At 53.9% G+C, this 26,877-nt stretch carries 20 protein-coding genes; 7 read left to right on the plus strand and 13 right to left on the minus strand.

Going from position 1 to position 26,877, the window contains the following annotated elements:
• Nucleotides 1–131: 131 nt before the first annotated feature.
• A complete protein-coding gene (locus tag EGT74_RS04125) occupies nucleotides 132–1,634 on the minus strand; it encodes a choice-of-anchor I family protein (protein WP_123845263.1) in 1,503 nt (500 codons plus the stop codon).
• 250 nt (nucleotides 1,635–1,884) lie between these two features.
• Nucleotides 1,885–3,612 carry an FAD-dependent oxidoreductase gene (locus EGT74_RS04130; RefSeq protein WP_123845264.1) on the minus strand — a complete coding sequence of 576 codons (1,728 nt, stop codon included), beginning with the start codon at nucleotides 3,610–3,612 and terminating at the stop codon, nucleotides 1,885–1,887.
• A gap of 587 nt (nucleotides 3,613–4,199) precedes the next feature.
• Here EGT74_RS04130 and EGT74_RS04135 point away from each other — a divergent pair.
• Together EGT74_RS04135 and EGT74_RS04140 are read left to right on the plus strand one after the other, a co-directional pair.
• Complete coding sequence (locus tag EGT74_RS04135) at nucleotides 4,200–7,322, plus strand: SusC/RagA family TonB-linked outer membrane protein (protein WP_220392807.1); 3,123 nt, start codon at nucleotides 4,200–4,202, stop codon at nucleotides 7,320–7,322.
• Nucleotides 7,323–7,341: 19 nt separating this feature from the next.
• Nucleotides 7,342–9,051: a RagB/SusD family nutrient uptake outer membrane protein gene (locus EGT74_RS04140; protein ID WP_123845265.1), complete on the plus strand. Its 1,710-nt coding sequence runs from the start codon at nucleotides 7,342–7,344 to the stop codon at nucleotides 9,049–9,051.
• 169 nt (nucleotides 9,052–9,220) lie between these two features.
• Here EGT74_RS04140 and EGT74_RS04145 read toward each other — a convergent pair whose 3' ends face one another.
• From EGT74_RS04145 to EGT74_RS04160, 4 genes are all read right to left on the minus strand, one after another.
• Entirely contained in the window at nucleotides 9,221–10,192 is a 972-nt protein-coding gene (locus EGT74_RS04145) for an alpha/beta hydrolase (RefSeq protein ID WP_123845266.1), read from the minus strand.
• 105 nt (nucleotides 10,193–10,297) lie between these two features.
• On the minus strand, nucleotides 10,298–10,711 hold the full coding sequence (locus EGT74_RS04150) for a nuclear transport factor 2 family protein (protein ID WP_123845267.1): 414 nt from the start codon (nucleotides 10,709–10,711) through the stop codon (nucleotides 10,298–10,300).
• A gap of 210 nt (nucleotides 10,712–10,921) precedes the next feature.
• On the minus strand, nucleotides 10,922–11,470 hold the full coding sequence (locus tag EGT74_RS04155; protein WP_123845268.1) for a TetR/AcrR family transcriptional regulator: 549 nt from the start codon (nucleotides 11,468–11,470) through the stop codon (nucleotides 10,922–10,924).
• A 37-nt stretch (nucleotides 11,471–11,507) separates the two neighbouring features.
• Nucleotides 11,508–11,939: a tetratricopeptide repeat protein gene (locus EGT74_RS04160; protein WP_123845269.1), complete on the minus strand. Its 432-nt coding sequence runs from the start codon at nucleotides 11,937–11,939 to the stop codon at nucleotides 11,508–11,510.
• 103 nt (nucleotides 11,940–12,042) lie between these two features.
• On the opposite strand from EGT74_RS04160, the gene EGT74_RS04165 reads away from it, so the two are divergent.
• Nucleotides 12,043–12,696: a Pr6Pr family membrane protein gene (locus tag EGT74_RS04165; RefSeq protein ID WP_123845270.1), complete on the plus strand. Its 654-nt coding sequence runs from the start codon at nucleotides 12,043–12,045 to the stop codon at nucleotides 12,694–12,696.
• Nucleotides 12,697–12,740: 44 nt separating this feature from the next.
• Nucleotides 12,741–12,851, plus strand: coding sequence for a helix-turn-helix domain-containing protein (locus EGT74_RS27320; protein ID WP_123845271.1), 111 nt, complete (start codon nucleotides 12,741–12,743; stop codon nucleotides 12,849–12,851).
• A 164-nt stretch (nucleotides 12,852–13,015) separates the two neighbouring features.
• Here EGT74_RS27320 and EGT74_RS04175 read toward each other — a convergent pair whose 3' ends face one another.
• From EGT74_RS04175 to EGT74_RS04185, 3 genes are all read right to left on the minus strand, one after another.
• Nucleotides 13,016–13,594 (minus strand): hypothetical protein, encoded by a 579-nt coding sequence (locus EGT74_RS04175; RefSeq protein ID WP_123845272.1) that lies wholly within the window; start codon nucleotides 13,592–13,594, stop codon nucleotides 13,016–13,018.
• A gap of 124 nt (nucleotides 13,595–13,718) precedes the next feature.
• On the minus strand, nucleotides 13,719–14,081 hold the full coding sequence (locus EGT74_RS04180) for a hypothetical protein (RefSeq protein WP_123845273.1): 363 nt from the start codon (nucleotides 14,079–14,081) through the stop codon (nucleotides 13,719–13,721).
• Between the two features lie 314 nt (nucleotides 14,082–14,395).
• Complete coding sequence (locus tag EGT74_RS04185) at nucleotides 14,396–15,385, minus strand: hypothetical protein (RefSeq protein ID WP_123845274.1); 990 nt, start codon at nucleotides 15,383–15,385, stop codon at nucleotides 14,396–14,398.
• 375 nt (nucleotides 15,386–15,760) lie between these two features.
• Between EGT74_RS04185 and EGT74_RS04190 the strand changes: the two genes are divergently transcribed.
• Together EGT74_RS04190 and EGT74_RS04195 are read left to right on the plus strand one after the other, a co-directional pair.
• On the plus strand, nucleotides 15,761–16,822 hold the full coding sequence (locus EGT74_RS04190) for a helix-turn-helix domain-containing protein (RefSeq protein ID WP_123845275.1): 1,062 nt from the start codon (nucleotides 15,761–15,763) through the stop codon (nucleotides 16,820–16,822).
• 104 nt (nucleotides 16,823–16,926) lie between these two features.
• The gene (locus EGT74_RS04195; RefSeq protein ID WP_123845276.1) at nucleotides 16,927–19,341 is read left to right on the plus strand and encodes a TonB-dependent receptor domain-containing protein; all 2,415 of its coding nucleotides are present in this window, start codon (nucleotides 16,927–16,929) and stop codon (nucleotides 19,339–19,341) included.
• A 1-nt stretch (nucleotide 19,342) separates the two neighbouring features.
• Here EGT74_RS04195 and EGT74_RS04200 read toward each other — a convergent pair whose 3' ends face one another.
• From EGT74_RS04200 to EGT74_RS04210, 4 genes are all read right to left on the minus strand, one after another.
• The gene (locus EGT74_RS04200) at nucleotides 19,343–21,097 is read right to left on the minus strand and encodes an AlwI family type II restriction endonuclease (protein WP_123845277.1); all 1,755 of its coding nucleotides are present in this window, start codon (nucleotides 21,095–21,097) and stop codon (nucleotides 19,343–19,345) included.
• Between the two features lie 10 nt (nucleotides 21,098–21,107).
• Nucleotides 21,108–22,151 (minus strand): DNA adenine methylase, encoded by a 1,044-nt coding sequence (locus EGT74_RS27030; RefSeq protein ID WP_220392808.1) that lies wholly within the window; start codon nucleotides 22,149–22,151, stop codon nucleotides 21,108–21,110.
• Nucleotides 22,152–22,157: 6 nt separating this feature from the next.
• A complete protein-coding gene (locus EGT74_RS27035; RefSeq protein ID WP_220392809.1) occupies nucleotides 22,158–23,048 on the minus strand; it encodes a DNA adenine methylase in 891 nt (296 codons plus the stop codon).
• Between the two features lie 256 nt (nucleotides 23,049–23,304).
• Nucleotides 23,305–25,653, minus strand: coding sequence for a TonB-dependent receptor (locus EGT74_RS04210; RefSeq protein WP_123845278.1), 2,349 nt, complete (start codon nucleotides 25,651–25,653; stop codon nucleotides 23,305–23,307).
• Between the two features lie 248 nt (nucleotides 25,654–25,901).
• Between EGT74_RS04210 and EGT74_RS04215 the strand changes: the two genes are divergently transcribed.
• Nucleotides 25,902–26,732: an isocitrate lyase/PEP mutase family protein gene (locus EGT74_RS04215; RefSeq protein WP_123845279.1), complete on the plus strand. Its 831-nt coding sequence runs from the start codon at nucleotides 25,902–25,904 to the stop codon at nucleotides 26,730–26,732.
• The last annotated feature ends 145 nt before the right edge of the window (nucleotides 26,733–26,877 follow it).

Here is a 26,877-nt window from a genome sequence, read left to right on the forward strand (position 1 = left end):
AATCCCCGACTGAACGCGGGTAAACAATTTTATACTTCCATTCAGTTGTTTTCTGTCAATGACCATCTATCTTCCAAAAAAAATAAAAGCCCGGTAGATACCAGGCTTTCTGTTTTAAGCATGAGATATTGTTACAGCGAATTCGGTTTGTAGATTTTAATAATGCCGTCATTCTCGCTGCTCACTACCAGCAAGCTTCTGCCGTTGGGGCTTTTCTGCGCGGGAATGAACAGTACGCCTTCAGGCGCGTCGCCACATTTCAACAGTTGCAGGAATACAGGCGCCGAGGGATTGGAAACATCGTACACCGCCACAGCGTCCGCTCTCTCCATTCCTACGAAAGCCAGGTCTTTCTGGCCGATGCGGCCCAATGCGATGCCTTCCGGCTCCACACCTTTATCGTCGCTGCGGCCATCGTCGTAGATGCCGGCAGCGATACATTTTGTTTCCAGTTCGTTTTTGCTGTCGAATACCAGTGCACCGGAGTTACCGTTCCAGACGCTGAAGGAACGCGCGCCGAACGAATGCAATTCGTCGTAGTCGCCGTCACCGTCTGTGTCTCCAGACTTGCCGGTCACGTTCAGCCGGCCCAGCACCGCTTCGGCCAGTAATGCGGCCGCATCCGGAAAAGCGGTGGCATCTAGCTTGAGTTTGGCCACTCTTTTGGCTTCCTCGAATGCCGTGTATTCACGCACATCCCCTTCATTGGCGGTAAACAGGTAGGGAGTGTTACCGGTTGTCAGCACGGCAATCGCATCCGGCATGTACATACCTTTCACCTTGTTTTTTTTCAGGGCGATGGTGTTGTCTCTATCACTCAGGTCTACCGCGTTCGCATCGGTATTGTAATCCTTCATGCCCAGCGGGAACACGGCCGTGATGGTTTTGGAAGCAATGTCGATTCTGGCGATCGCGTTGTTTTCCTGAAGGGTCACCCAGGCGGTTTTTGAATCCGGGGAAACGGTCACGTATTCCGGTTCGATGTCCTGTGCCAGTGACGCGTTGGGGCCGAAAATCCGGAGTCCTTTCTGTACCAGGGCAGCCTGCTGTGAGGCGAGGCCTGAAAAATCGATGTTGGTGACGCTATAGTTGTCTTTCACCGAAATCACGGACACCGTGCCTGCCGGATCCGTCAGGTAATCGGCGGAAGGCTCACCTTCGTTGGCGGTAAGGATATAGGCGCCGTCAGGGCTGAAAGTCACCATGTCCGGCAAAGCGCCTACGGGAATGACTTTTATTTCTTTGAAGTCGGTGGTGCTGTAGATCACTACCTTTCCGGGTTGTGTTTTATTGATCGCTTCGATGGCCGCGGCCAGCTTGCCATCGTGCACATCGAGGCTGTTCACCGCACCGTAGCCGCTCACGTTGATGGAAGTGGAGAGGGTTTTCATGTTCGCGGGATCGGAGAAATCGATGATGGTGATCTGGTTGGTGCCGCCGTTGTTAACTACGAAGAGGCGTTTGGTGAGAGGGTCGTAGGCCGTGATTTCCGCGGCGCCCGCCTCCCCGATATCTATAGCGCCGATTTCGGAGAAAGTAGCAGGGTCTTCCTTTACGGGAGCCGGTGAATCGTTTTTCGAACAGGCAAATAAGAGGGACAATGAAAAAAGTGCAAGTAGAGGTTGAATGCGCATATGTACGGTTTGTTTCAGGCCGTAATGTTACTGCCGGGGGGTAACCGGAATGTGAAGAAAAGATTATGAAATAGTTAAGGAATGTTTCCGGGCAAAAACCAGGGCCCCGTTGATCGGAAAAACGGTTGGCCCTGCCTTCATCATCTGTTGTTATGGGAGAACAAATATGTGCCATACATCATACGCCTAAATTCCCCATTTGTGGGTGCTTTATACGCTGAAAGGCGCCATTTGTGTATATCCGTTTCCGTTATGAAGCCTGTTCCGCTTTTTCCGGCCACGCGGTTTCAATCCCCTGGGAGCGGATGCGCTCCTGGAAACCGGCCAGCAGTTCTTTGTGTTCCCGCACGGCACGGGGTGTCACATTCTTTTCAAGCGCGTAGGCGGCTAGCATCCCCACCGCCTCACCTATCCCCCATTCCACCGGGTGCAACCGGTAGCATCCGTTGGTGATGTGTGTGGTGCCGATGTTTTTATTGGCTGGCAACAGGTTTTCCATCCGTACGGGCAGCAACGCGCCCAGCGGAATCTGGAAAGGCAGGCAGCCAAGATGGAAATAATTGTTGCCCGCACTGCTGGGGTGCAGGTCGATACTGTAATAACCCACGCCGACACTATCCGGGAACACGGCGGCTTTGTTGCCGGTGGACCGCCCGGTGACCTGTGCACGGTGGAGGCTGCCCACATGCTCTTCCAGCACCGTGAATACGGCTTTGATGCGGCGCGACTCGCGGACGTAAGGATATTTGGCCATCCCGTCTTCCGTGCCCATCACATCTTTCCGCAGTCGCAATCCGGGCCAGCCTTTGCCGCCATCAGGGCGTGGGGCTTCCGTTTGCAGCCAGTAGAGCAAGGAAAGGCTCAGCTGTTTGGCCCGCTCCACATGGTGCTTGAATTCTTTTTCGCTAACGCCCACCAGGTTGCCCAGCATATAATCGTTCTGCGGCCAGTTCACGATAGTGATGTCGCCTTTATAGGTGCCGGGCAGAAAATTGTCTTTATGAATGATACGCCGGTAATTCCAGAGGTTGAGCATGTTGCCCGTTTTGATGCCCTCCGGATGAAAACCCAGCTGAGTGGGCTTCAGCGTCATGGGATTGGAATAATGCAAAGCCAGGAGCGGGCCCGGCCAGGCGGGCGTCAGGGCTGGAATGTGGCGGCGCCAGAAATCATATTCCTTTGGTTTGCCGATCACATGGTTTTCTCCCGGCACATAGTCCATGGCGAAACACATGGTGAACGACTGCTGGTTGGCCGGGTTTGCGGTTTCCCCGGCGTGCAGTTCTCCTGTCTCCTTTTTCGCCTCGCTGCCGATGACAAATTCCGTACCCGTGAGCGGCAACAACTCACCGGTTTCCGTGGCATCGGCGAAGTAAGCCGCGGTGAGGGTGTACTCGCGTTTACTGCGGAGATTCACTGCACGGAGACTTCTTACACGGCTCCCGTCTACATCGGCGCCTTTGATAACATGTTCGCGCAATAACACCAGTTGCCCGCTGCTGATATACGGCGCGAGCATCTCTTCCAGCACGGCCACCGCCACTCTAGGCTCGTGGCAAAGGCGCGACACGGCGCCGTTTCCCGGGTTGAGACGAGGACGTGCTTTGGCGGCTTCGGTGAGGGGATAATTGCGGACATAATATTCACGGATGGCCGTTCTCAGCCGGCGGTACAGTTGAGTAGCGCCATGTGTTTCGATGTGGCTGTGCTCATCCGGCGGAACACCCTGTTGGGTGAGCTGTCCACCTATCCAGTCGGTTTCCTCCGTCATGATCACGGTGCGGTTGTTGCGCAGTGCGGCCAATGCTGCAGCGCAGCCTCCGAGACCCGCGCCGGCGATGACGAGGTCAGCCTTCAACAGGTTTGTTTCTTCAGCAACGACCGGGGCAACCGGTGCGGCCGAAAAGCCGGTCAACGGGCCGGTTAGCACGGCTCCGCTGCCCATGGCCATTATTTCCAAAAAATTTCTCCTTTTCATAGTGAATCAGGTGGTGATGTAAACATGGTTTATTAAAAAGAGCAACGCCTAATATAAGGGCAAATTCCGGCAATATGCTCCTTTTGCTTGGGCAGGTAGCAGCTCGCGGCATCTGGGCGGCCTGTTACCCGCTGCAGAAACACAGCAGTCCAAATGGATCAAATAGCATCATTTTTTATAAAAAAAGCACAAAAATGCCGCCCGGAATTCCCGAAATTAGTACCCACAAACAGGGAGCGTGAGAGCGCTTTATTTTTTCACAGGTGATGCAAACGATTGCACTTATTCGCAGCGTTGGGGTAAACTTCAGTAAACACTATTTTTTAACTTCTAACCCGATTACAGGTGTGACGCCATATGGTCCACAGTTATGAATAAAATTCCATGTAATAGATACTGCAAACGTTTCCATAAACGTGCAGCATTACGACAGTCCTTTTAATCCCGTTCCATTTATTTATTGAGCTTGCCGGTCAACGACCGCATAAAAATTTCCATGATCAGCAATTCATCTATCCGGTGCCGGGACCCGTCCCGGTAACACATCAGCAGAAACCAAACGCAGACTTTCATTTAAAAATTCCGTTATGAAATTTTTCATTCTTCCCGTCATGCCTTCGTGGCAACGGCAGCGGCGCGGCCTATGGCTGAAGGCCCTGCTCCTCCTGGGCACCATTTTCACCGTGCCATCCTTATACGCACAAGCACAAAACATTGTTGTAAAAGGAGTAGTCACCTCCGAAACCGGCGACCCGCTGCCCGGTGCCGCCATCGCCATCAAAGGCAGCACACAGGGCGTAGCCTCCGGTTCCGACGGTTCATTCCAGATGCAGGTACCCGCCAACACCACCCTGCGTATCACTTTCATCGGCTATCTCATGCGTGAGATCAAAATAGGCGCCACCGCGCCGGATAACCTGCGCATCCAGCTCAGTCCGGACAAAAGCGACCTGAACGAAGTTATTGTAGTGGGTTACGGCAAACAGAAAAAATCCGATATCACCGGTTCCATCGTGTCCATCAACGAACGCGCCCTCCGCGATGTGCCGGTGGCCAATATCAGCCAGGCGCTCCAGGCGCAGGCCGCGGGCATCGACGTGCAGAAATCCGGCGGCAACAACAAACCCGGCGCCACGCCTAAAATTCTCATCCGCGGCGCCAGGTCGGTGAATGCTTCCAACGACCCGCTTTTTGTGGTGGACGGCATTCCCTACAACGGCAACATCAACGATCTGAACCAGAACGATGTGACCTCCGTGGAAATTCTCAAAGACGCTTCCGCCACCGCCATTTACGGTTCCAGGGGCGCCAACGGCGTTATCCTCATCAGCACGCGTCGCGGCAAACCGGGCGCACCGGTAGTGACCTACAGCGGTTATGGCGGCTTCGTGAAAAACAGGGGCAAGTTTCCCATCATGAACGGCGCTGAATTCGCCACTTTTAAAAAATGGGCGAAAATCAACGGCACACCCGGTAAATATTCCGGCCTCGATGATCCGCGGTTGAACAATCCAGGTGAAGAATTCACCCCCATGGAAATCGAATCGATGAAAACCGGGCGCAGTACAGACTGGCAGGACCTCATATACAGGACCGGCATGATGACCGACCATCAGCTGGGCGTTACCGGCGGTACGGAAAACACTCAATACGCCGCCTCCGCAGGCTATTACAAAGAAACCGGCATCTATCCCGGGCAGTCGTTCGAGCGCTTTTCCCTCAAACTCAGCGTAGACCAGCAATTCTCGAAACGTGTGCGCGCCGGCGTTAGTTCCCTCAACACCCTCACCACTACCAACGGAGAAAACGCCAACCCGATGGGGCAGGCACTGAGAGCCAACCCACTGTCTGTTCCCTACGACAGCGCCGGCAATCTCGTGGGTTATGTGGAAGGCAACGCCAACCAGGTATGGAACCCGCTCGCCAACTTCGTGAAAGGCGCTTCCGTGGAAAACCGCAAACGGTTCAGCACCTTCACCACCTTGTTTTTTGAAGCAGAGCTGTTCAAGGGGCTTAAATATAAATTCAATGCAGGGGCCGAAATCCGGAGCGACGTATACGGCAACTTCTACGCCAGCGCCACCACCAACCAGTTGGGCGCACCTTCCCGCTCCGCCAATGCCACGCGGTATTCCACCAATTTCACGCTGGAAAACCTGCTCACATACGACCGGGTGATCGCCAACAAACACCGCATCAACTTTACCGGCATGTACAGCTGGCAGCAATCGTATTTCCAGGAAAACAGCTTCGGCAATAACACACTGCCGGCGGATTACCTTGAATACTACACGCCTCAGTTCGGGGCCAACCCGACAGGTACCGGCCGCCTCGACCGCTGGGACATCCTCTCCTACATGGCCCGTCTGAACTATGGTTTCGACGACCGTTATATGCTGACGCTGACCATGCGCGCCGATGGTTCTTCCCGCCTTGCGCCGGGCAACAAATACGAGGCATTCCCATCCGTCGCCCTGGCCTGGAACATCAGCCAGGAAGGTTTCCTGAAAGGCAACAGCACCCTGTCGCAACTGAAACTGCGCGCCACCTACGGTAAAACGGGCAATACAGCCATCGACCCGTACCAGACGCTGGGCAGCCTTGCAGACATCCGGTACAACTATGGTCAGAATAACATGGTGGTGGGCGCCTACCTCGCCAACATCGCCAATCCTTCCCTCACCTGGGAATACACCAATACCATCAACGCCGGTATCGATTTCGGTATCCTCAACAACCGCATCAGCGGTACGCTCGATGTGTACAAACAGTTCACCAATTCCCTGCTGCTGCCACAAACGTTGCCCGCAACCAGCGGCATCCCGAACTCCATCCTGACCAACGTCGGTAAAACGGAAAACTTCGGGATTGAGCTGCAGCTCAGTTCCAACAACATCCTGGCCAAAGGCCGGAATGATTTCGGGTGGACGACCGATTTCAACATCTATCTCAATCGCGGCAAAATTACGCAACTGGCCAACGGCGTTACGATGGACGTTGCCAACAACTGGTTCGTGGGACAGCCCATCGGCACCATTTACGACCTGAAAAAAATCGGCATCTGGCAGAATACCGCCGCCGATACCGCGCTGGCGCGCTCTTTGGGCCAGACCATCGGCACCGGCAACAACTCCGTGATCGGTAACATCAAGGTAGCCGATGTGAACGGCGATAAAAAACTGAATTCAAGCGACCGCATCTTTATAGGTTCCGGCCAGCCCGACTGGGAAGGGGGTATGACCAACCGCTTCACTTATGCCGGTTTCGATCTGACCGTGGCGGCTTTCGCGAGAATGGGCAGTACATTGATCAGCAACATGCACCGGAGCGGTGGTTCGTTCACCAACACTTACCAGGCCAACTACAACAACCTGCGGGCCCGGTACTGGACGCCCACCAACGGCGAAAACTTCTACCCGAAGCCTAACGCCGGCACCACCAACTCGCCCAACGCCAACCTGCTCAGTTTTTACGACGGCTCTTACCTGAAGATCAGGAGCATCGCGCTGGGTTACAACCTGGCGCAAAATCTCACCCGCAAGCTGGGCGTTTCGTCGGTACGGTTGTATTCAACGGTGCGGGATCCGTTCATCCTGTTCTCACCTTATGTGAACAAATACGACGGGCTCGATCCCGAATCCGCAGGTGCGCTGGCAGTGGATACGCCACCCACCTGGTCTATGATCTTTGGCCTGAACGTGACATTCTAAACCGGAAAAACATTATTGTATGAAAAGAATATTCCTCTATTTCAGCGCGGCGCTGGCAATGGTGGCCACCGGCTGTCAGGAGAAACTCGTAGAACAGCCCAAATCCATTCTCACACCGGGTTTCATCGAAACCAGACAGGGCTGGCAGATGGCTTACGATGCCTGTTACGCAGGCACCCGCAACCTGTGGGGCACACAGGATTATTTTACCATGACGGTGCTGGGAACCGACGAATTTATTACCGGCATCGATGGCAATAACGACATCAACAAATACAGCAGCAACTATAATCCCACGCTCGGCCTGCTGGCTAACGTCTGGAAGTCGTGTTACACGTTTATCAACACCTGCAACGGCGTGATCAACAACGCGCCGAAGATCACGGGAGTGGATGAGACCCTCAAAAACAGAATGGTGGCGGAAGTGAAGTTCCTCCGCGCCAATTATTATTTTGTACTGGTGCAGTTCTGGGGCGATGTGACGCTCAACAAACACTTCCAGACAACGGCCACCACATCGGCAACCAGGCAGCCACTGGCCGAAGTGTACGATCTGATCGTTGAAGACCTCAACGCTGCCATTCCCCTGTTGCCGCTGAGCCCGAAAACAGACGGCGTGCTTCCGGGCAAAGCCACTCGGGCTGCAGCAATGCACCTGCTGGCCAAAGTTCACATGGCGCGTGCGGGCTCCAAAGCCAAAAAAGCGGACGATTATACCAAAGCGCACACCCTCGCCACAGAACTGATCAAAACCGTGGCGCCCTCAGGCGGCCTGGCGCTGCTGGAAGATTTCGGGAAAGTGTTTGCAGAAGGCAACGAAGAGAACATCGAAGTGCTGTGGACGGTACAGCATACGGCCAACCTGCCGTACAACGGGCCCAATAACAGCAGCGGCCAGGACAATGTGCTGAATCACATGTGGGTACCGAAGTATGAAGACATAGCCGGTATGCAACGCGATGTCAAATACGGCCGTCCTTACATCCGGGCCATCCCTACCCGCTGGATAACCGACACGGTGTTCAATAACCAGTCGATCGACACCCGTTTCCGCAAATCGTTCCAGACGATGTGGCTGTCTAATAACCCGAACAAGCTTCCTTTGTGGCCCAACCCGCTGCCTCCCGGGGCTCCCGCTGGCGCACAGCCCGGCAAGCCCAAGTTCCAGGTGGGCGATACGGCCATTTTCATGCCGCTTCGCGCCGCCACCGATGCTCAAATTGCCGCTTCGCGCTACCTGCTGGTACCGCCAAACAAATACAGCACCTCCTTGTCGCCCGCCCTCACCAAATACTTCGATACCAAACGGGCGGATATGAACTATCCTTCCATCCGGCCCGTGATTGTATGGCGCCTGGCGGAAACTTACCTGATTGCCGCAGAAGCGCTGCTGATGGACGGCCGCCCCGGTGATGCCGTGGAATACATCAACGCCATCCGCCGCAGGGCCACATATCCTTCCGCCACCCCGCAGGCGCTCGACATTACCGCGGCCAATGTAACGCTCGATTTCATCCTCGACGAACGCACCCGCGAATTGTGCGGCGAACTCACCCGCTGGCTCGACCTGGTACGCACCGGCCAGTTGCTGAACCGCGTAAGGCTGCACAGCGCCGATGGCCGGGCCAACATCTCTGCCAAACATGTGCTGCGGCCCATACCACAATCGCAGATCGATGCGGTGACCACAGGTCCCAAATATCCACAGAATGAACTCTGGGATAACTAAGCTTCATCAAAAAAAAGAGGGCGTATCTGAATCAGATACGCCCTCTTTTTTTTGATGAATGCCGGGTAGATGCCTTTCCCGGATCATACCGTCTTATTGATTCAATCTCTCTAACAACATGCCGGGGCTATTTTATTCCCCAACCCGCGACGAACAAAGATACCGGCGATTATTCCCCCAGGTATTTTTTCAGCTCCGCAGCTGCATGCAGGATCAGGGAGCGGGTTTCAGGCAGATGCGCCATGCCGTTGAGCATACCGAAATCGTGAATGACGCCGTTGTACCGCACCGTTGTGACCTGTACGCCGGCCTCGGACAATTTGCGGCCATAAGCTTCCCCTTCATCACGGAGGATATCATTCTCCGCTACCTGGATTAAAGCGGGCGGAAGGCTTTTCAATTGTTCAACGGTAGCCTGCAACGGCGAAGCATAAATTTCCTTGCGCTGCGCCGGGTCTGTAGTGTATTGATCATACATCCATTTCATGAGCGAAGTGGTGAGGAAGCGTTGCTCTCCGAACTGCCGGTATGACCCCGTATCGAAGCCGGCATCCACAATCGGCCAGAACATCACCTGCAACCGGATGAGCGGGCCTCCTCTTTCTTTAGCAAGTAGCGCCGTCACAGCCGTCATATTGCCGCCCACACTGTTGCCCACAACGGCGAGCCGTTTCCCGTCCACGTCGATTTCATCCCCATGCTCCGCCACCCATTTGGTGGCATCATAGATTTCGTGGATGGCCTGCGGGTACCGCGCGTCCGGCGACGGGGTGTAATTCACGAACACGGCGGCATAGCCGGTTTCCACCACCAGGTCGCGCACCAGGCGTTTGTGCGTGGGAAAATCACCCAGCACCCAACCGCCGCCATGAATGAATATAAAAACAGGCAACTTGCCTTTCGCGCCTTCGGGGCGTACGATGTGCAGTTTGATGGCGCGGCCGTCGGCCGTGATTTCTTTCTCCGTGACGTCGATCCCCGATTCATCCACCTGCACGGATTTTTGTACGGTAACGAGCACATTGCGGGCGTCCGGTACGGGTAGGCTCTCCACGGGGGCGCCGCCGGCGTTCAGGGGTGCCAGGAATTTCTTTACTTCCGGCGTAAGGTTCGGATCAGAAGCGTAATCGATGGGTTTCATCTGATATTTTTTAGTGGTGAAAAAAGGGGATTGCCCGTAAAATGTCTATAATGTATTCATCAATAACATATAATCCCCCGGTCCGGTTCACATCCGCCGATATTCTCACAAAATCCGGCGTTCCCCTGCAGTGATCTCCACGTCGTTAATAGACGCAAAGCGCCGCTGCATAAGGCCCTGGTCGTTAAACTCCCATTGTTCGTTGCCATACGCCCTGAACCATTTGCCGTCCCTGGCCTGGTATTCGTATTCGAACCGTACGCTGATGCGGTTGTCCGTGAAAGCCCACAGCTCTTTTTTCAGCCGGTAGTGCTGTTCTTTCTCCCACTTCGCGGTAAGGAAGCTTACCACTTCTTCGCGGCCGTTCAAAAACTGATCGCGGTTGCGCCATTCGGTATCAATGGTATAGGCGAGCGCCACACGTTGGGGATCGCGGCTGTTCCATGCGTCTTCTGCCAGCTGTACTTTCTGTAATGCGGTTTCCCTCGTAAAGGGAGGAAAAGGAGGCTTTTGTTCCATGATCATTGTTTTTAAGTGTGATAACTGCGTATTTCTGATCGATGGCCATCGGAAGAAATGACATTACAAAGGTAAGGGAGAAATGTCCATAAATAGACAGACCGGTCTGTTTATATTAATATTTATTTTTCGCTCACCCGATTTCGGTTCATTATCAATGCAAAAGGGGCATCCTTCCGGTATGCCCCGCTATAAAGTCGTAAAATGTTATTATTTCTGTCCCAACAAACGCTCTACCATTTTCCTCGCCTCCTGAACAGGCCACTGGTCGCGGTATAGCTGGCTTTCCACGATGGCGGATTCAAACAATAAATACACATGCGTCTGCACCGCCGGCGATGCTTCGTGCAACAGTTGCGTGAAAAAGGACCGCAATTCGTTTTTGTGGCTGCGGATGATGGCCAGCGCTTCTTTTTCTTTATCCGACACTTCTGACAGCATGTTCAGAAAAGCGCATCCCCGGAAATCCTCTTCCACGTTTTTCTGCTGGAGATAATCAAAGGCAGCGAGCACTTTTTTTCCAGGGCTTTTCGCTTTGGCCGTAGCCGCATGCAACCCGGCAAACCAGGTTTCGTGCCGGTGTTGCAGAAAAGCGAGCAACAGCGCCTCTTTCGAGGGATAGTGCATATACAGGCTTGCCTTCGCCACACCTGCTTCTTCAATCACCTGGTTAATGCCCGTTGCATGGTAACCCTGTTTAAAAAACAGTTCGGTAGCTGCGTCCAGCAAACGTTGTTTAGGCTCTGCTTTCTGTTTCATGCCGTAAAGATACGAAAATCAGACAGGTTTGTCTGTTTTACAGTTTCACCCTTTTGGACAGGAAACCTAGGTACTTGGTATCTTCTTCTGAAAAAAGGCTTTTCCCGCCGAGCCGGTAGGCTTTCAGGAGGTGCTCCAGCGCTTTGTCTTCCTGCTTCATTTCGAGCGAAACCTGGCCCAGCCTCATTTGTATAAATGAATTGATTTTCCCGTCGGGGCAATTAATGGCCTGCTGAAAATATTCGGCGGCCTGCTGGAAGTCGTCCTGCATAAAATACATGTTCCCGATGCTGGAATACAGCCAGGTAGAGGCCTCCCAGTCGGTTTTAGGATCGGGCACCAGTTGCAGCGCTTCTTTAAACTTTTCGGCGGCGGCAGCATACTCCTCGTCGTCGGCAAACTCGTTTCCTTCTTCTGAAATCAGTTCCACCTGTTCGTATATCTCATCTTTCAGGATCTTTGCGGTCATAATCAAACATTTTTTGTGCGCCCAAAACTAACCCTAATCTTTCATTTCAGAAAATCGGAACGGGGCGCCCTTGCAGTAACTGCAAAAAAATGTAAATTATACCATGCAACGAACCCAACACCTTTACCTGACAGTGCTGGCCGGCCTTGGCTGGTTCGCGCTCATCGGCCAGCTATACCTGATCCTTGCTGCCCGCACCGTATCCATACCGGAAACGCTCATCCGGTATTTCAGCTTTTTTACGATTCAGACCAATATCCTGGTGGCATTGTGCTGCACGGTATTGGTATGGCTGCCGGCGGGTAAATGGGGACGTTTCTTTTCCCGGGCATCCGTACAGGCGGCACTGACCGTGTACATCGGCATCGTAGGGCTGGTGTACAATACCATCCTGCGTTTTTTGTGGGCGCCGCAGGGATTGCAACGGGGTGTGGACGAACTGCTGCATCTCGTCATACCGGTGCTGTTCATCCTTTACTGGCTGCTGTATGCCCCGAAAAAAGACCTCGCCTGGAAGCAGCTGCCCTCGTGGCTGATCTACCCGGCGGCATATATGCTGTACACCATCGTTCACGGCGCAATCACCAACTATTACCCCTACCCTTTCGTCGACGTGGCGGTACTGGGATATCCCGTGGCCATGCGGAATGCGGCGGGCGTCGTATTATTATTTCTCGCTGCGTCCGCAGGCGTCATTGCGCTGGGACGGGCGTTGGCGAAACGCAGCGCGGCTGCTCAGGAAAAAGTTTCCCTGTGAAATTTCAAAAGGCCGCCGAATTACTGAGCACACAGTAATACAAGATGTATGAAGTGGCGATGATGGTGGGGTATAAATCGCAAACCCATTTCGGCAAAAATTTCACCAAACAGTTCGGTATGAGCCCCAGCCAGTACTTGTCGCAGAAAAAATAGCCAGCTTTCCGGGCATAGACCCTGATATTATCCGGCTGCCTGCTATGCCGGCCGGTTTGATGCCGAAGGTACAGAATGATTTGGTGGTGATAAAAGCGGCCGGGTGGTTTTGTCCAGCGATGGGCATGAAAGTCGCGCGGCGAACCGGCCACCGGAGGCTCATGTTATTCCTTCCCTCCCCACGCCGCACTATACTCGCTGAAAGCATCCTCGAAATCGCGCTGCAGCTCTTTCGGAAGTTTTATTTCCCGGCAGCTGGTTCTGCCCGGTTTGTGAGAAAACGCCAATACGCGTTTGTTGTCATATACAATATTATCAAGCGCAAATGAAAGCTTGACAGCGGAACCTGCGGGTTGCACCATCAGGCGGCCGTTCACGAAACTGAATGCGGTCGCAGTGATGGGATGGCCGGTGATCAGCTCCTGCTGCGGCAGTATCTTCCATTTTAGCCAGACACTGTCGCCCGCCTGCGCACGGCCTTCTTCCGGAGCGCCATCCTTCTCCCGGAAATATGTCAGGAAAATGGTGTCCTTCCTGATGCCCGTTACGACCGCCATGTGCGGTAACAGGGAATGGCTGTATATTTTCTGTCCGTTTTTCAGCACATGCAGCTCGTCGTTCACCAGTACGTTGAGCCCGGCCTGTCCATAACACTGCCGTGGCGGTGCACTGCCGAGCCAATTGCAGGAAACAACCAGTAACACTGCCGCGAAGTACCAATATCTGTTAGCGCTTCCATTCATAGCGCCCGCAATGTATTAATTTAATCCACATTATACTATAGGGGGCCTTTTCCCCTCGGCCGTCACCCACCAACAACAAGGGCCCCTTTCGGAGCCCAGGTGCTATTTCCGGCTGTTACAATTTTTATAACGACTTATTGACTTTATCCAGGGTGGTGAGGCTGCTCCCGGCTATCCGCACTACTTTATAACCTTTTTCATTTTCCAGTGCCATGATATAGGTGATCGCGCCGCCGGCATCAAACTCACGGATAGAGACGATGGTTTCATCGGGACATTTCTTCATCAGTTTTTTCAATACCGGCAGGGGCAGCTGTACGTCGGAAATGAAACGGGATATGGCGAATACGTTGCCTTTTTCGTCTGCATGAACGGTCATCTTGCTAGACACTACGTTTTCCGCAAAAGCGGGAACGGGCTTGTTATTACCGGCCTGTGCATTTACAGCCACCAGGGCGAAGGCGAAGAGAGCGATGAGTGTTTTCATTGTAATAAGATTTTATGTGTTAATACGTTTTGTTCGTTTGATGAATCAAAGGTATGAACGGCACAAAACCTGTTAAAACGAATAGTTATCAGCGGATGAACGGCAAGCCAATATTTCCGGAACGTCCGCTTCCGCACAAAATGGACACCCGTCGATTTAAGGCGCAAACAAGCCACAGTAAAGCATTTACCTGTATCAGCGAGACCTTTTTTCAGGCTTTCGGCTGCACCTGTCCGTTATCGGGCACCAGGGTTAACCGGTTTTGCCGGAAACCCGTTTTGCGAAACTGGACAGCGATTCTCAAAACCGGACACTTAAAGGGCTTTTTCCAGCAATTCCACGATGGTAACGGGCTGTGCGCTGAACTGTTCCCTTTCCCAATCGGGCTTCGCCAGCCGCACGAGCGCCAGGAACATGGCCAGGCCTTCTTCCTGCGACCATTGGTTGCGTTTTCTCCTGAACCCGTTCACCGCCACATCCGGCGGCAGGTTACCACCCCTGGGATGCACCAGCCAGTAAACTGCCACATATTGTCCCAGCCCTTCCATCGAGAGGAAGATATCGTCGAGTTTTTTGAGCACGGTTTTATTGCCGGTGAAATACCTGGCCTGCCGCGCTTTGAGCATGCCCAACGCCTTTTTGGCGAGCACTTTCGCTTCCCTTACGGAGCGGGCGCCGGCGGCGGCGTAAAACGCATCGGTTTCCGCCCGGAAGGCACGCACATATTCGCTATCACTTTTAAAATACCCCTGCACGATGTCATCGTTCAGTTGCACTTCGGTGAAAGGATGTTCGCGTTCGATCGCATCCACCTGTACTCCAAAACTATTGTACTGCCGGGTATGCGTGAATTCGTGGAGGAACACGCCGGTCAGCATTTTGTCGAGCGACAGCTCCCTGCTTTCTATCCCCGCATTTTTCCAGAACGAAGGGGCCGCCATCACGAAAAAGCTGTTCCCCCTTTTATCAGCTGCAGCAAAACTCATGAGGCCTACCGGCACCCGCTGGGCATCGGGCAGCGTCAATGAATCGCCATGCGGCGCCACTTTCCACGACAGCTGCCGTCCGTATAGCGCAGGCCCCTTTACCGGTGTGCCGGTTGGCGCTGTGATGCCGGACGTTGTATATACCCGCGCCGTATCATAAAACACCATCTCCGGCGGCTGCCCGACAGGTAAAGCCAGCAGTTCTTTACTGACCAGCTCCCATGCGTTGAACCAGCGGCCCAGCCACGACAACCCCGTGCTTTGCGCCTGTGCGCACAGCGGCAGGAAGAGTACGATTAAAAGGACATTCTTTTTCATATAGCACATACTATTTCAATACAATTTCCACCCGTCTGTTTTTGTTCTTGCCTCCTTCTCCATCATTCGTTCCCGCGGGCGCCAACGGCCCTGTCCCCTTCAGACACATCTTCCCTTTGCGCAGCCTGTATTTGCCCGCCAGCCGCCTGGTCTTTCGACAGGATGTTGTATAGCAGGGAGGGACTTTCACGCAGGGATATTTATCACCAAATTAACGACATTTAACAACACAAACGGCCTGTTCAAAACCGAGCTTTCTTAAAACTCCGCCGCAATACGGCAGCCGTAACCAGCTACCATCCGTACCGGAAAGTTTGGCGTTCATCGGATTTCGCTTATATTTCATTTATAAACCTGCTAATTTACCGGTTAACCATGAACCTCGGGCAGCAAATATTATTTCTGGTCAGCGCTTTGGGCGCCTGCAACGGCATTTTGCTCGGCATTTATCTTTTCCGGACAAAAAAGCAACGGTCGGTAGCAGCGGTACTGCTGGGCATTCTGCTGTTGGCGCTCAGTATCCGGGTCGGCAAGTCCGTTCTCCTGTTTTTTAATCCGCAATTGTCCCGGATCATTCTGCAGATCGGGCTGACGGCATGTTTCCTGATTGGCCCCTCGCTGTATTATTTCCTGAAATCGGCCATCACCAAACCGGTAAAGATACCGGCTATGTGGAAATGGGTATGGGGCGCACAGCTGGGAATCATACTGGTTGCCGGATTCATTGCCCCTTACAAGGTCAACCCCTGGATCTGGAACAAGGTGTTTGTGTTCATCGTTTACGGCCAATGGGCCGCTTATGTAGTGGCTTCGGGCTTTTTAATAAGAAACTATCTGAAAGCACTTTTCACGGACGCATCCGCACTGAACAATACCGAAAAGCTCTGGCTGCTGGTATACCTCGGCAATTGTGTGATTTTCCTCGGCTACCTCGTGTCGTGGATTGGGATTGTCAATGTGATTTATATGACCGGGCCTATTTCGTTTTCCTTCATGCTGTATATCACGATGGGATTCATCATGTACGGCACCTCGTTTGAAAATGAAACCCCGCAGGACAAACCCGAACGGAAAAGAATCGCGGAAGGCAGCGCGCAGCTGTGGACTGAAAAACTGGAAAAGGCGGTGCAGGAAAATGACCTGTATAAAAACCCCAACCTCAAGCTCAACGATCTGGCACAGCAGATCAATATTTCCGGGCACCAGCTCTCCCAGCTGCTGAACGATAACCTGGGTAAAAGTTTTTCGACTTTTATCAACGAATACCGGATTAATGAGGCCTGCAAACTGATCGAATCCAGCCGGCACCTCACTTTTGAAGCCATCGGGTACGATGTGGGCTATAACTCGAAGTCCACTTTTTATGCCGCCTTCCGCAAAATCAAAGGCACCACGCCAGCCCTCTACAAAGAACAGCTCGAAAAAATAACCAGCTGATTGTCAAATGGTTGATACGTTCCAACCGTCCGGTTTTATAATTCCGTACGCCTGATTTCCGGAAGTAAGACCGCTGCCGTACGCCCTGTTGTTACGTTTGCGGCATGATGAAACATTCCCTGATCGTCGCGCTGCTGACACTGACAGGCGCCATCGTGCAGGCGCAAACGGCAGTTAAAAAAGAAATGCCTTCCCTGACCATTCACGGTAAAACGGTAGACGCACAAACCGGCGCCGCGCTCGGTTTTACCACAGTGCGCCTGCTCGCGGAAAAAGATTCTGCGCTGATCACCGGGCAGGTGGCTGATTCCACCGGCGCATTCCACCTCTCCGGCATCCCGCCCGGCAATTATGTGCTGCTGTTGCTCTCGATGGGCTACGACAAATTATACCAACCCATCGGCGCAGGAAGTGGCCGCACCATTCAGCTGGGCACACTCCCGATGAACGCTCTTCCCAACCAACTGGGCACAGTGACGGTGGCCGGCGCGAAGCCCCCCTTCCAGCGCCTCGCCGATAAGCTGATATTGAACATTGCCGGTAACCAGCTGTTTGCCGCGTCGGCCAACGTGTACGACATTCTAAGGAAGGTGCCGGGGCTCGAGGTGGCCGGCGACGGCACCATCCAGATGTCGGGGCGCATTGCGCCCGGTGTGTTCATCGACGGCCGGCCCGTACCCATGAGCCCGGAAGCGCTGCAGAACTTCCTGAACAGCCTCACGCCCGGCATGATCGCGTCCATCGAAATCATCAGCAACCCTTCGGGACAATACGACGGCGAATACAAGGGCATTATCGACATCCGGCTGAAGCGCGATGAAACCCTTGGCTGGAACGGCTCCATTACCACCAACATCCAGCGGAACACCTACACGCTGGCAGACAACAGCCTCAATCTTTCGTACAAAACAAAAAAGATCGCCTACACGGCGCGGGCCACTTATACCGGCGGTACCGGCATCCGTCGTTACGGGGCTTATCAGCACCTGGCCAATACCAATGTGCTGACCACGCGCACCCAAACCCTGACGGGCAACAACAACCCCGGTCTGCAGCTGGGCGCGGATTACAGCCTGCGCAAAAACCACCGGCTGGGCCTGCAGCTGGGCACTTACCATTCCAATTTATCGAGGCACGCCTACAACACCCTCCACACCCGCGACTCCACGGAAACTCAGCTGCTCTCGGCCACCAACAGCGACAACCGCGCCGAACCGAAGCAGCAGAACTATTCCGCCCATCTCAACTACAATGCGCAGCTGGGGAAAAACCGGCTCGATGTACTGGCCTCGCTGGTGAAAATCAGCAACAAACAACAGGAAGACATTCAGAACCGGGTACTGGCCACGGAAAAACTGCTGACCTACTGGAAAACGGATATGAAAAACGATATCCTCATCCGGGCGGCGCAGGCGGACTTCCAGCGCGATGCCGGGAAAGGGAAGTTCGGCGCTGGCGCGAAGTTCGCATTCACCACCACCGAAAACGACCTGCGGTACGACACCCTGGCGCAGGCATCGGAATTTGTGTACGACAGCAGCCGGAGCAACAAATTCCTGTACAAAGAATACATCACCGCCGGCTATCTCACCTATAGCGGCAGTAAAAATAAATGGAGCTACCAGGCCAGCCTGCGCGCGGAACATACGCGCAGCACGGCCAATGCAGTGACCATTGGGGAAGTGACCAAAAGGAGTTACCTCACCTGGCTGCCGGCCTTCAACGTAACCTACGCGATCGGCGGCGGACAACAGGTCAACCTCTCGTACAGCCACCGAATCACACGACCTGTTTTTGCGCAACTCAACCCCTTCCGCTTTTATTTCAGCCCGCTGAACTACTGGGTGGGCAACCCCAACCTGCAGGCCTCCACCACCAAAATGCTGAACATCACCTATACACATACCGCCTTCAATATCATCGTTCAGCTGGGGCGTGAAAAAGATCCCATGACGCGCTACCCGGAATACGACAGCGCCACCAACATCCTGCAATACCTCGGCAGAAACCTGCCGTACAACGACTTCGCAGCCGTGGAGCTGAGTTTTCCGTTACGGGTCACGAAATGGTGGAAGATGCAGCATACCGTACGGGGGAATTACAAAAAAGAGCAAACGCCTTACCACGATAAAACCTACGCCATCCCGATCACGGACGTGAGCATTTCGGGCAGCCAGCTGTTTTCACTGCCGTACGGCACCACGTTCGATATTTCATATTACCACCGGTCGCCAAGCGGTAACGGCCTGTATTATTTCAGGCCAACGGGCAATGTAGATCTGGGCTTGCAGAAAAGCTGGGCGAAAGGGAAGCTCAATTCGCGCGTGAATTTTTACGACCTGTTCGATACACAACGTACAAAACTGGAGTTCCGGGAAAAACATCTCATCAATAACCAGCTGGAACACTGGTTCGGTAGCCGCAGGCTGGCCGTTTCGCTGACCTGGAGCTTTGGCAGGTCTACCCACAAAAGCAGACAGGGCAATAAAAATGAAGAGGAGATGCGGGCCGGGATGTAGATCAGGCGTTTGGCGGAGCACTCGTCCATTGTGCGATTTCAGCGCGGATGTGCTGTTGCCACACCGGCGCCCGTTCCGTTCTGCCGGTCAAGCAGCTATCCAGCAGGCGTTTAAACTGTGCATTGGTAAACCGGCCGGTGAGGAGCCGCGCGATCACGCCGGTGAAATCCGGCAGGTTCATGGGCACCACGTTGGACACATATTCCACGTCTCCGCTATACCAGGTACCGGACCGGAAAGTTTCGACCACATTATTGTCGACCTGCGGTGCGATGAAGAGGCCGTACACGGGTTTTTCACCGTATTGCTGCTGGCACTGTACGGCATGCCGTCTGACAGGCTCGCTTTCCGTCGCCATCTGGCGGCTGTTGGCTGTCAGGGTCACTTCGATCATCAATACATATTCTTCGAATTCAAATATCACATCAGCGCCACCGCCCGGAGCGGTGTTGCGGGGCTTGAAATCATGATCGACAGGAAAGCGCCGGGTTTCATGCACCGCGCATCTGATGTCGTTGATGGCCAGAAAACTCCGCCACACAGCCCATTCGAAATAAGCGGGTTTATCGTCGATTTCCGGTGCGCCCGGGAACCGCTCTCCATTGAGCTTTCTTAAATAGGCAATGATCTCGTGGATGGATGTTTCGCTTTGCTGTTCGAGTGCATAATCGGCCTCCCTTTCGCGGTTGTGATATTCTATCAACGCATACCGCGTAGCCTGGATTTGCTCCGCGGGCGTTGTTGCCGTTAATACGGCGGCCTGTTGCAGCACCGGACTGTCCGGGTTACGCACGCCCCGCCGCAGCTCGCTGATTTCATGCAGCGCAACCGCCGTGTCGTCCGTGGGAATGGGATAGGTGTTGTTGTAAAAATGCCGGAAGTATTGCAGGGGATCGGCCTGGAACTGGAAGTGCGGCTCGGTTTGCAACAGCGTGTCCACAAAATTGCGCTTGTTGGTTCTGATCACGATAGTGCTGCCGATGCGCATCAGCAGGCCCGACAAACTGAAGTACCGGAAAGTGGTATCCGAGTAGTCGCTGAGCACCGACTGCGGTTTGATGCCTACCCGTTGCTGCAGCTGTGCTTCGTAACGCGTTTCCAGCGCCTCTCTGTCCTGCGAATTGCGGCAGGCGGCTGCCTCCTTACGAAAATGCAGAATTTCCCCATAAATCTCGTCGGGCAAAGTAGCGGTATGGTTACGGAATGGCTGCAGGAACAGGCCTGTCTCGTATTTGCTCAGTCCAGCCTTGCCGTTGTCCTGCAATCGCTTCAGCACCTGCAGGAACAAAATGAAGGGTTTCATTTTCGCACCGGGAGGAAACCTTCCTTCCAGTGCATTCGGCAGCTCGTAACAAACCAGCTGCCGTGTATAAATATCTTCGATTTCAGGAACGGAAATGTCCGCCACGAGTTTTTCACCCGCCGGCGTAAGCTGGAAGGGCAGGGTAACACCCGGCGTCCGGATCTGCCGGAAGAACGCATCCGGCTCATACCGCAGCGCACCGATAGCATATCTTTCAAAACTGATAAAACCTAACTGGTAAAAGGCGGCGCGCCATTTACGGCCGTTCCAGTCCGAAGGCTCGCCATCGAACTCGAGCACCTGTTTTTCCCGCAGCATCAGATGCAGGCGGGCTTCCGCTTCGGAGCCTTTTACATGGCCTGAAAACCCTTCTTCCTCAAATACCCGCAACGCACTTTCAATCCGATTAGGATTCCTGACTGTCGTATTGCCGATGTTCCAGACTTTGGGCATAAGCTACATATTAACTCCCCACGAAAAGATATTCCTTTACGCGGTTGGATGGGTTTCCTATTTTATGGTTCTGGTTGCCGAATGAATACAGGTGATCTATTTCATGCACCACCACTTTTTTCTTATGCCGTTTTAGCATGGCCTGCAACTCATCGCGGGTAGGCAACGAATTGGAAGAATAGGAAATGGCGATCACCGATTTTTTGAAATTATCGATCAGGTCTTCAAACGCTTTGTGTGCTTGCTGCCTGTTGGAGAAAGGAGACGGGAAACTTTTGAACTTTTTGGTAAGCGTGTGCTCCTGTATCTCCAGCGATTCCCAGTTTCTGACCAGCCCTTCCACGAAATGATAACGCCGCACGTAGTCGTTGTCGGAATTGGGCGTGAAGTACGGGGGGTCGAGGTACACCATGCCGCAGTCTGTTTGGGTGGTTTCCGTTTTTTCGTTGCGGGCGGTACATGCCTGCCCGTTGTCGAATACGGCGTCGTTGAAGAGGGTTACGCTTTCCGTAAAATGCTCTTTGAGCGTTTTGCGGATGTCTGCCCGGCCATCGTCATACCGGTGCCCGACGAATGTAAAAATGCCGCGGGGCCGCTTTTTCATGCAGGCCCGCACGAGGGCGGCGAGGGCAATGGCTTTTTTATACGGGTTTTTCAGGCTTTCGATATTGGCCCGGGCCCGGTCTAAAAACTCATTCTCTTCCCTTTCAAAATATAAGTCGTAGAATTTTTCCGCGATGAAGGTATTGTCGTTTTTGTTATCGACGATAAACGCCACCTCTTTCGGCGAGAGACGTTCGGTGGAGTTTTCGATAATGGCCTTGGACACGATGTAGCTGATGGCCATAAAATCGTTCGTCTCCACTCTTTTCCCGGCCGTTTTCATGTAATAGGCAATCACATTGCTGCCGGCAAAGGCGTCAAAAAAAGAATCGCGCTGATAGGGCAGCAGAATGCTCCCTATTTTGGATACAATTTTGTTCTTGCTCCCCATGTACCGGGTACCGGGAAATAAGCTGAATTGTTCATCGACCTTGTTGACAGATAATTCCATACGATGTTAACCTCCAATTACTATGATGTCTTTTCCGGTGCGGGTATTCGGATTACTGCTGATCAGGCGTTTGGTTTCCACGATCTCGATCCGGTATTCGCTGTACAGCTCCAGCACCACGGGATGGTCCGAATTGGTCAGCAACACATGGCAGCCCCTGGCCACCAGCGCGTCAAACTCCGCTTTCAGGGCCACCTGGTCGTCGTGGTAAAAAAATTCTTTCGTATACCGTTTAAAGTCGGCATTTTTCCCCACGGGGTAATAAGGCGGATCGAGAAAAACGAAGTCGCCTTTTTTGGCATGCGCCGCCACAGTCTGTTTATAATCCGAGTGCAGAATGGTAGTGCCTTTCAAAAACCGCCCAGCGTTCCGCAGGGTGCTTTCCTGCAGAAAATCGGATGTACGTTTGCCGTACGGTACGTTAAACTCACCGTTTTTGTTGACCCGGTACAAGCCGTTAAAACAGGTCTTATTCAGATAAATGAGCCGTGCGGCCCGTTCCACTTCACTTAACGCCGCAGGCTTCAGGGCACGCACCCGGTAATAAAAATCCTCTTCGTTCCGGTACGTTTTCAGCAGTTTGATCACCTCATCCGGCCGTTCTTTGACGCAGCGATAAGTCACCACCAGTTCTTCATTCAGATCCGCGATCACCGCCTTTTCCGGCGCCATGTGGAAAAACAGGGCGCCGCCTCCCATAAACGGCTCAATATAGGTATTGAACCGGGAGGGAATATATTTCGACAACTCGGCGATCAGCTGGGTTTTTCCCCCGGCCCATTTCAAAAACGGTTTCCGGGCAATCGCCGACAGGGTTGAACCAAAAGGTTTATCCCCGCCCGATGCCGCCGCAACTGCCTGACTATCATTGGGTGAACCAGCAAATTGACTCGTCATACGGGCAAATATAAACTAATATTTTTAGCAATCCGGCTGTATGGGGATAAGTTATCGGTCGATGTGCATAGCCCGACCGGCCGCTTGTACCCCCCGGAGAAGGCGGTATTTACTTTCAACCGGCCTTCACGCGGCGACTGGCAATTTCCGCAACCGCCGGCGGCCGGCTACACGCTACCGCCGGATATTTTCCTAAAAAACACCCCCCGAAAAGCGCGGGGCTTTTCGGGGGTATCACATTTTCGCAGGTTATTTATCAGTAGCGCACGGCTACCCCAATATTAAATGATGCACCCTTGCCTTTGGAATAAAAGCCGGGTATCATAAACCACTGCGACCTCGCAGGGAAATAGTCGGCGTTGAAGAGGTTCTCAATCCCGAGCGTAAGCATGGTGCTGCGGGTCACGCGGTAGCTGGCGTTCAGGTTGAAGAGGTTGTAGGCTTTCACTTCTCCCTCGTTCCCTTTGTAGAGCCCGCTCGGCAGTTTGCTGAAACGGTTCCGGTTCATGATGCCGGTATACTGCAATTGCAACTCCAGCGTGTTCACCGGACGGAAATGAATACTGCCCCCGAGTTTGGGCGCGGCAATACGGCGGCCGTTGAGATACATCCTGTAATTGCCGTTGCGGCCGGTATCCGCCTTGCCTTCCACATAACTGAAAGACGCACCCAGGTCAAGATTGGTCAGCGGGCTGTATTGCACGGCTGCTTCCACGCCATAAATGCGCTCGGGCATACGGGCTACGTTAAACAGGTCGGTAGCGGCATCGTACACCATTTCGGCGCCGAGTTTGGAAGTGCTCATAAAACCGGTCAGCTCAAAACGCAGCTTTTGTATCCTGCTCACAAAACCGAGCTCGTAATTATTGACCAGCACCGCTTCGGTGTTGATTTTGCTGATATTGTCCACCTTCGCGTCGCGGAGCGCCAGGCCGATGTCGGCCACGGAGAAACCCTGCGAGAAACTGAAGTACGGTGTAAAGGCAAGCAGGCGGTTGTACCGGATACCGGCGTTAAACAGGGTGGCGGTATAATTGAGATCGCCCCCCTTCACCGCAAAACTCGGCGTAACCGTTTGCCCTGCCGCGTTGGTGATACGCAATGTGGTATAATCCTCCACCCCGATATTCACCCGCTCCACGCGCACGCCGCCTTTCAGGATAAGGTGATCAAGCACCGTCCACTGCGTTTCCGCGAAAGGCGCCATGTTGAACATTTTCATTTCCGGCACCCATACCCGGCCGTCTACCAGCGGCTGGGAGGTTACATCATTCACCAGGTCGGCGCCGTACGACAACGACCCCGTTTTCCCCAGCGGAGAACTGAACATGAAACGGAATCCTTTTTTCTTCGCCAGTGTGTGCGATTGCCCGTCGCCGCCTTCAAAGCGGCCGAACGATACGTAAAACACGTCGTCGCGGGACTCATAATAAACGTCCGCCTGCAGCGAGGTACCGCCGATAAGGCTGTCCGCCGAATACGACAGTTGCAGGTTCTGGTTGCCGTTGATGCCCGTGGGTTTACCGGCCTGTTTGCCCAGCACGCCCGTAGCGGGTTTGCCGGTCAGGTAATCGCCGTTCACCAAAGTATAGTTGGAGTTTTGCTGGCTGTTGTAATAGTTGTACATCAGCTGGATGCGCTGGCGCCGGTTGGGCGCGAAGCCCAGCTTCACAAAAGCGTTGTAGCTGTCGGTTTCGCCGAGACTGTAATTCGGGCCGAGCAGTTTGCCCTTTGCGTCCTTCCATTCGCCGGTGCGCTCGTACACGCCACTCACGGCGTAGTCGAATTTTTTGTACTTCCCGTGCAGCAGCTGCCCTACCCTGCCGCCTGCACTGTTTTTCAGGCCGGCGAGCGAACCGGTGAGGTTGAGGGTGGTTTTGCCTGCGATCACGGCATCGTCCTGCGGCGTGAACGTGATATAGTTGATGAGGCCACCCGTGGCGCCGTTGCCGTAAATCGCCGTGGCGCCCTTGAGCACATCGATGCGTTGCAGCACGGCCGGGTCGATGGAACGGAGGTCCACTTCGCCGTTGCGCAGCGGGGTGGATTGCGGAATGCCGTCGATCATGATCAGCACGGAGCGGCCGCGGAGCGACTGCCCCACGTTGCTGTTCGTTTGCGCGGATGGCGCCAGGCCAGGCACTTCATTGGCCAGTATCTGGGTGATATCGGTGGTAACGGCCATGTTGTCTTCAATCGTTTTGCGGCTGAGCACCGTTACCGACGAAGGCACGTTATCGAGCACTTCCGGCTTCCGGCTGGCGGACACGATCACTTCTCCCAGTTCGCGGGAAGCGGGCTCCAGCTGCCAATCTACCGTAACATCCTGCCCCGGAGCCAGTGTCGCCGTTTGGGTCTGGGTGCCGTAGCCCATCAGGGAGGCTTCGAGCGTCACCGCTCCCTGGCGGCTGGTGGAAATGCTGTATTGACCGTTTTTATCAGCGTAAGCCGCATCGGCGGTGCCTTTAATACGAACGGTACCGTACCGGAGCGGACCTTGTTTCGATTGAATGATTCCTTTGATAATGGTTTGCTGGGCGGATGCGATGAGGGCTGTAAAACAGCATACAACAGCCAGCAGAATAGATTTGGCGGATTTTATCATTTTTTGCTTCCTGAGATTTGCGGCAAAGTTATTACGGTGGAAACTGGCGCCTCATCCAATCGGGAAAATTATTTACGCAATCGGGAAAAACCTGTGCAGCCGTAGCTTGCGCCCCAACCTTGCCATAAAAGGGCCCTTTGCCAGGCGGAACAACAGCTGCCATTTAAACAGCCCGGCTCTATCCGGAGCAGCACATCGCCGCAGTTTCCGTAATTTTAGCTTTTATTGTTGTAACTCAATTACCCGTCATGGCAACTCCTCATTCCGAAAAAGCCCTCACATTTAAAGCGCTCCACGAACGTTCCGGTATTTTTGTAATTCCCAACCCCTGGGATGCGGGCTCCGCCAAACTGCTGGCCAGTCTTGGTTTTGAAGCGCTCGCCACCACCAGCGCCGGCCTCGCTTTCTCGCTCGGCAAACCGGATGGGGCAGGCCGCGTAACGCGCGAAGAAACACTGAAAAATGTACACGACATCGTTGCCGCCACGCCGCTCCCCGTAGCAGCGGACCTTGAAAACGGGTACGGCGATGCACCGGAAACCTGTGCCGACACAATCGTGCAGGCAGCCCAGGCGGGACTGGCAGGCGGCTCCATCGAAGACGCCACAGGGCGGCCCGGCGATCCCATCTATCCGTTCGAGCTCGCCGTTGAGCGCGTGCGTGCGGCCGCACATGCGGCGCACAGCCTCGATACGCCCTTCACCTTCACCGCGCGGGCGGAAAACCTCATTTACGGCCGGCCGGATCTGAAAGACACCATCCGGCGGCTGGTGGCCTACGCGGAAGCAGGCGCCGATGTATTGTTCGCGCCCGGCTTAAAAACACGGGAAGAAATCGAAAGCGTGGTGAAAGCGGTAGCGCCGAAACCCGTGAACGTAGTGATGGGATTAGGCAAGCTGGCATTCACGCTCGGCGAGCTGGCAGAAATGGGCGTAAAACGGGTAAGCCTTGGCTCTTCCCTTGCACGCGCGGCATATGGCGGGTTCTTCCAGGCCGCCGAAGAAATACGGAACAACGGCCGCTTCACTTTAGCGACCGATGCCATGGCGTATGCGCGGTTCAATGAGCTGATGAAATAAGCCCGATTACCGCACTGCAAATTGACAGCCGGTGTTGCGTGTTATCCCCAGGTATTGGGAGGCGATGTGTGTTCCGCACCCACCCGTCATGTTTGTCCGTTTTTTACAATACCGGGTGATACTATTGCTCCAACTTTGTGCTGTT

The sequence above is a fragment of the Chitinophaga lutea genome (assembly GCF_003813775.1).
GTDB classification, from domain to species: Bacteria; Bacteroidota; Bacteroidia; order Chitinophagales; family Chitinophagaceae; genus Chitinophaga; species Chitinophaga lutea.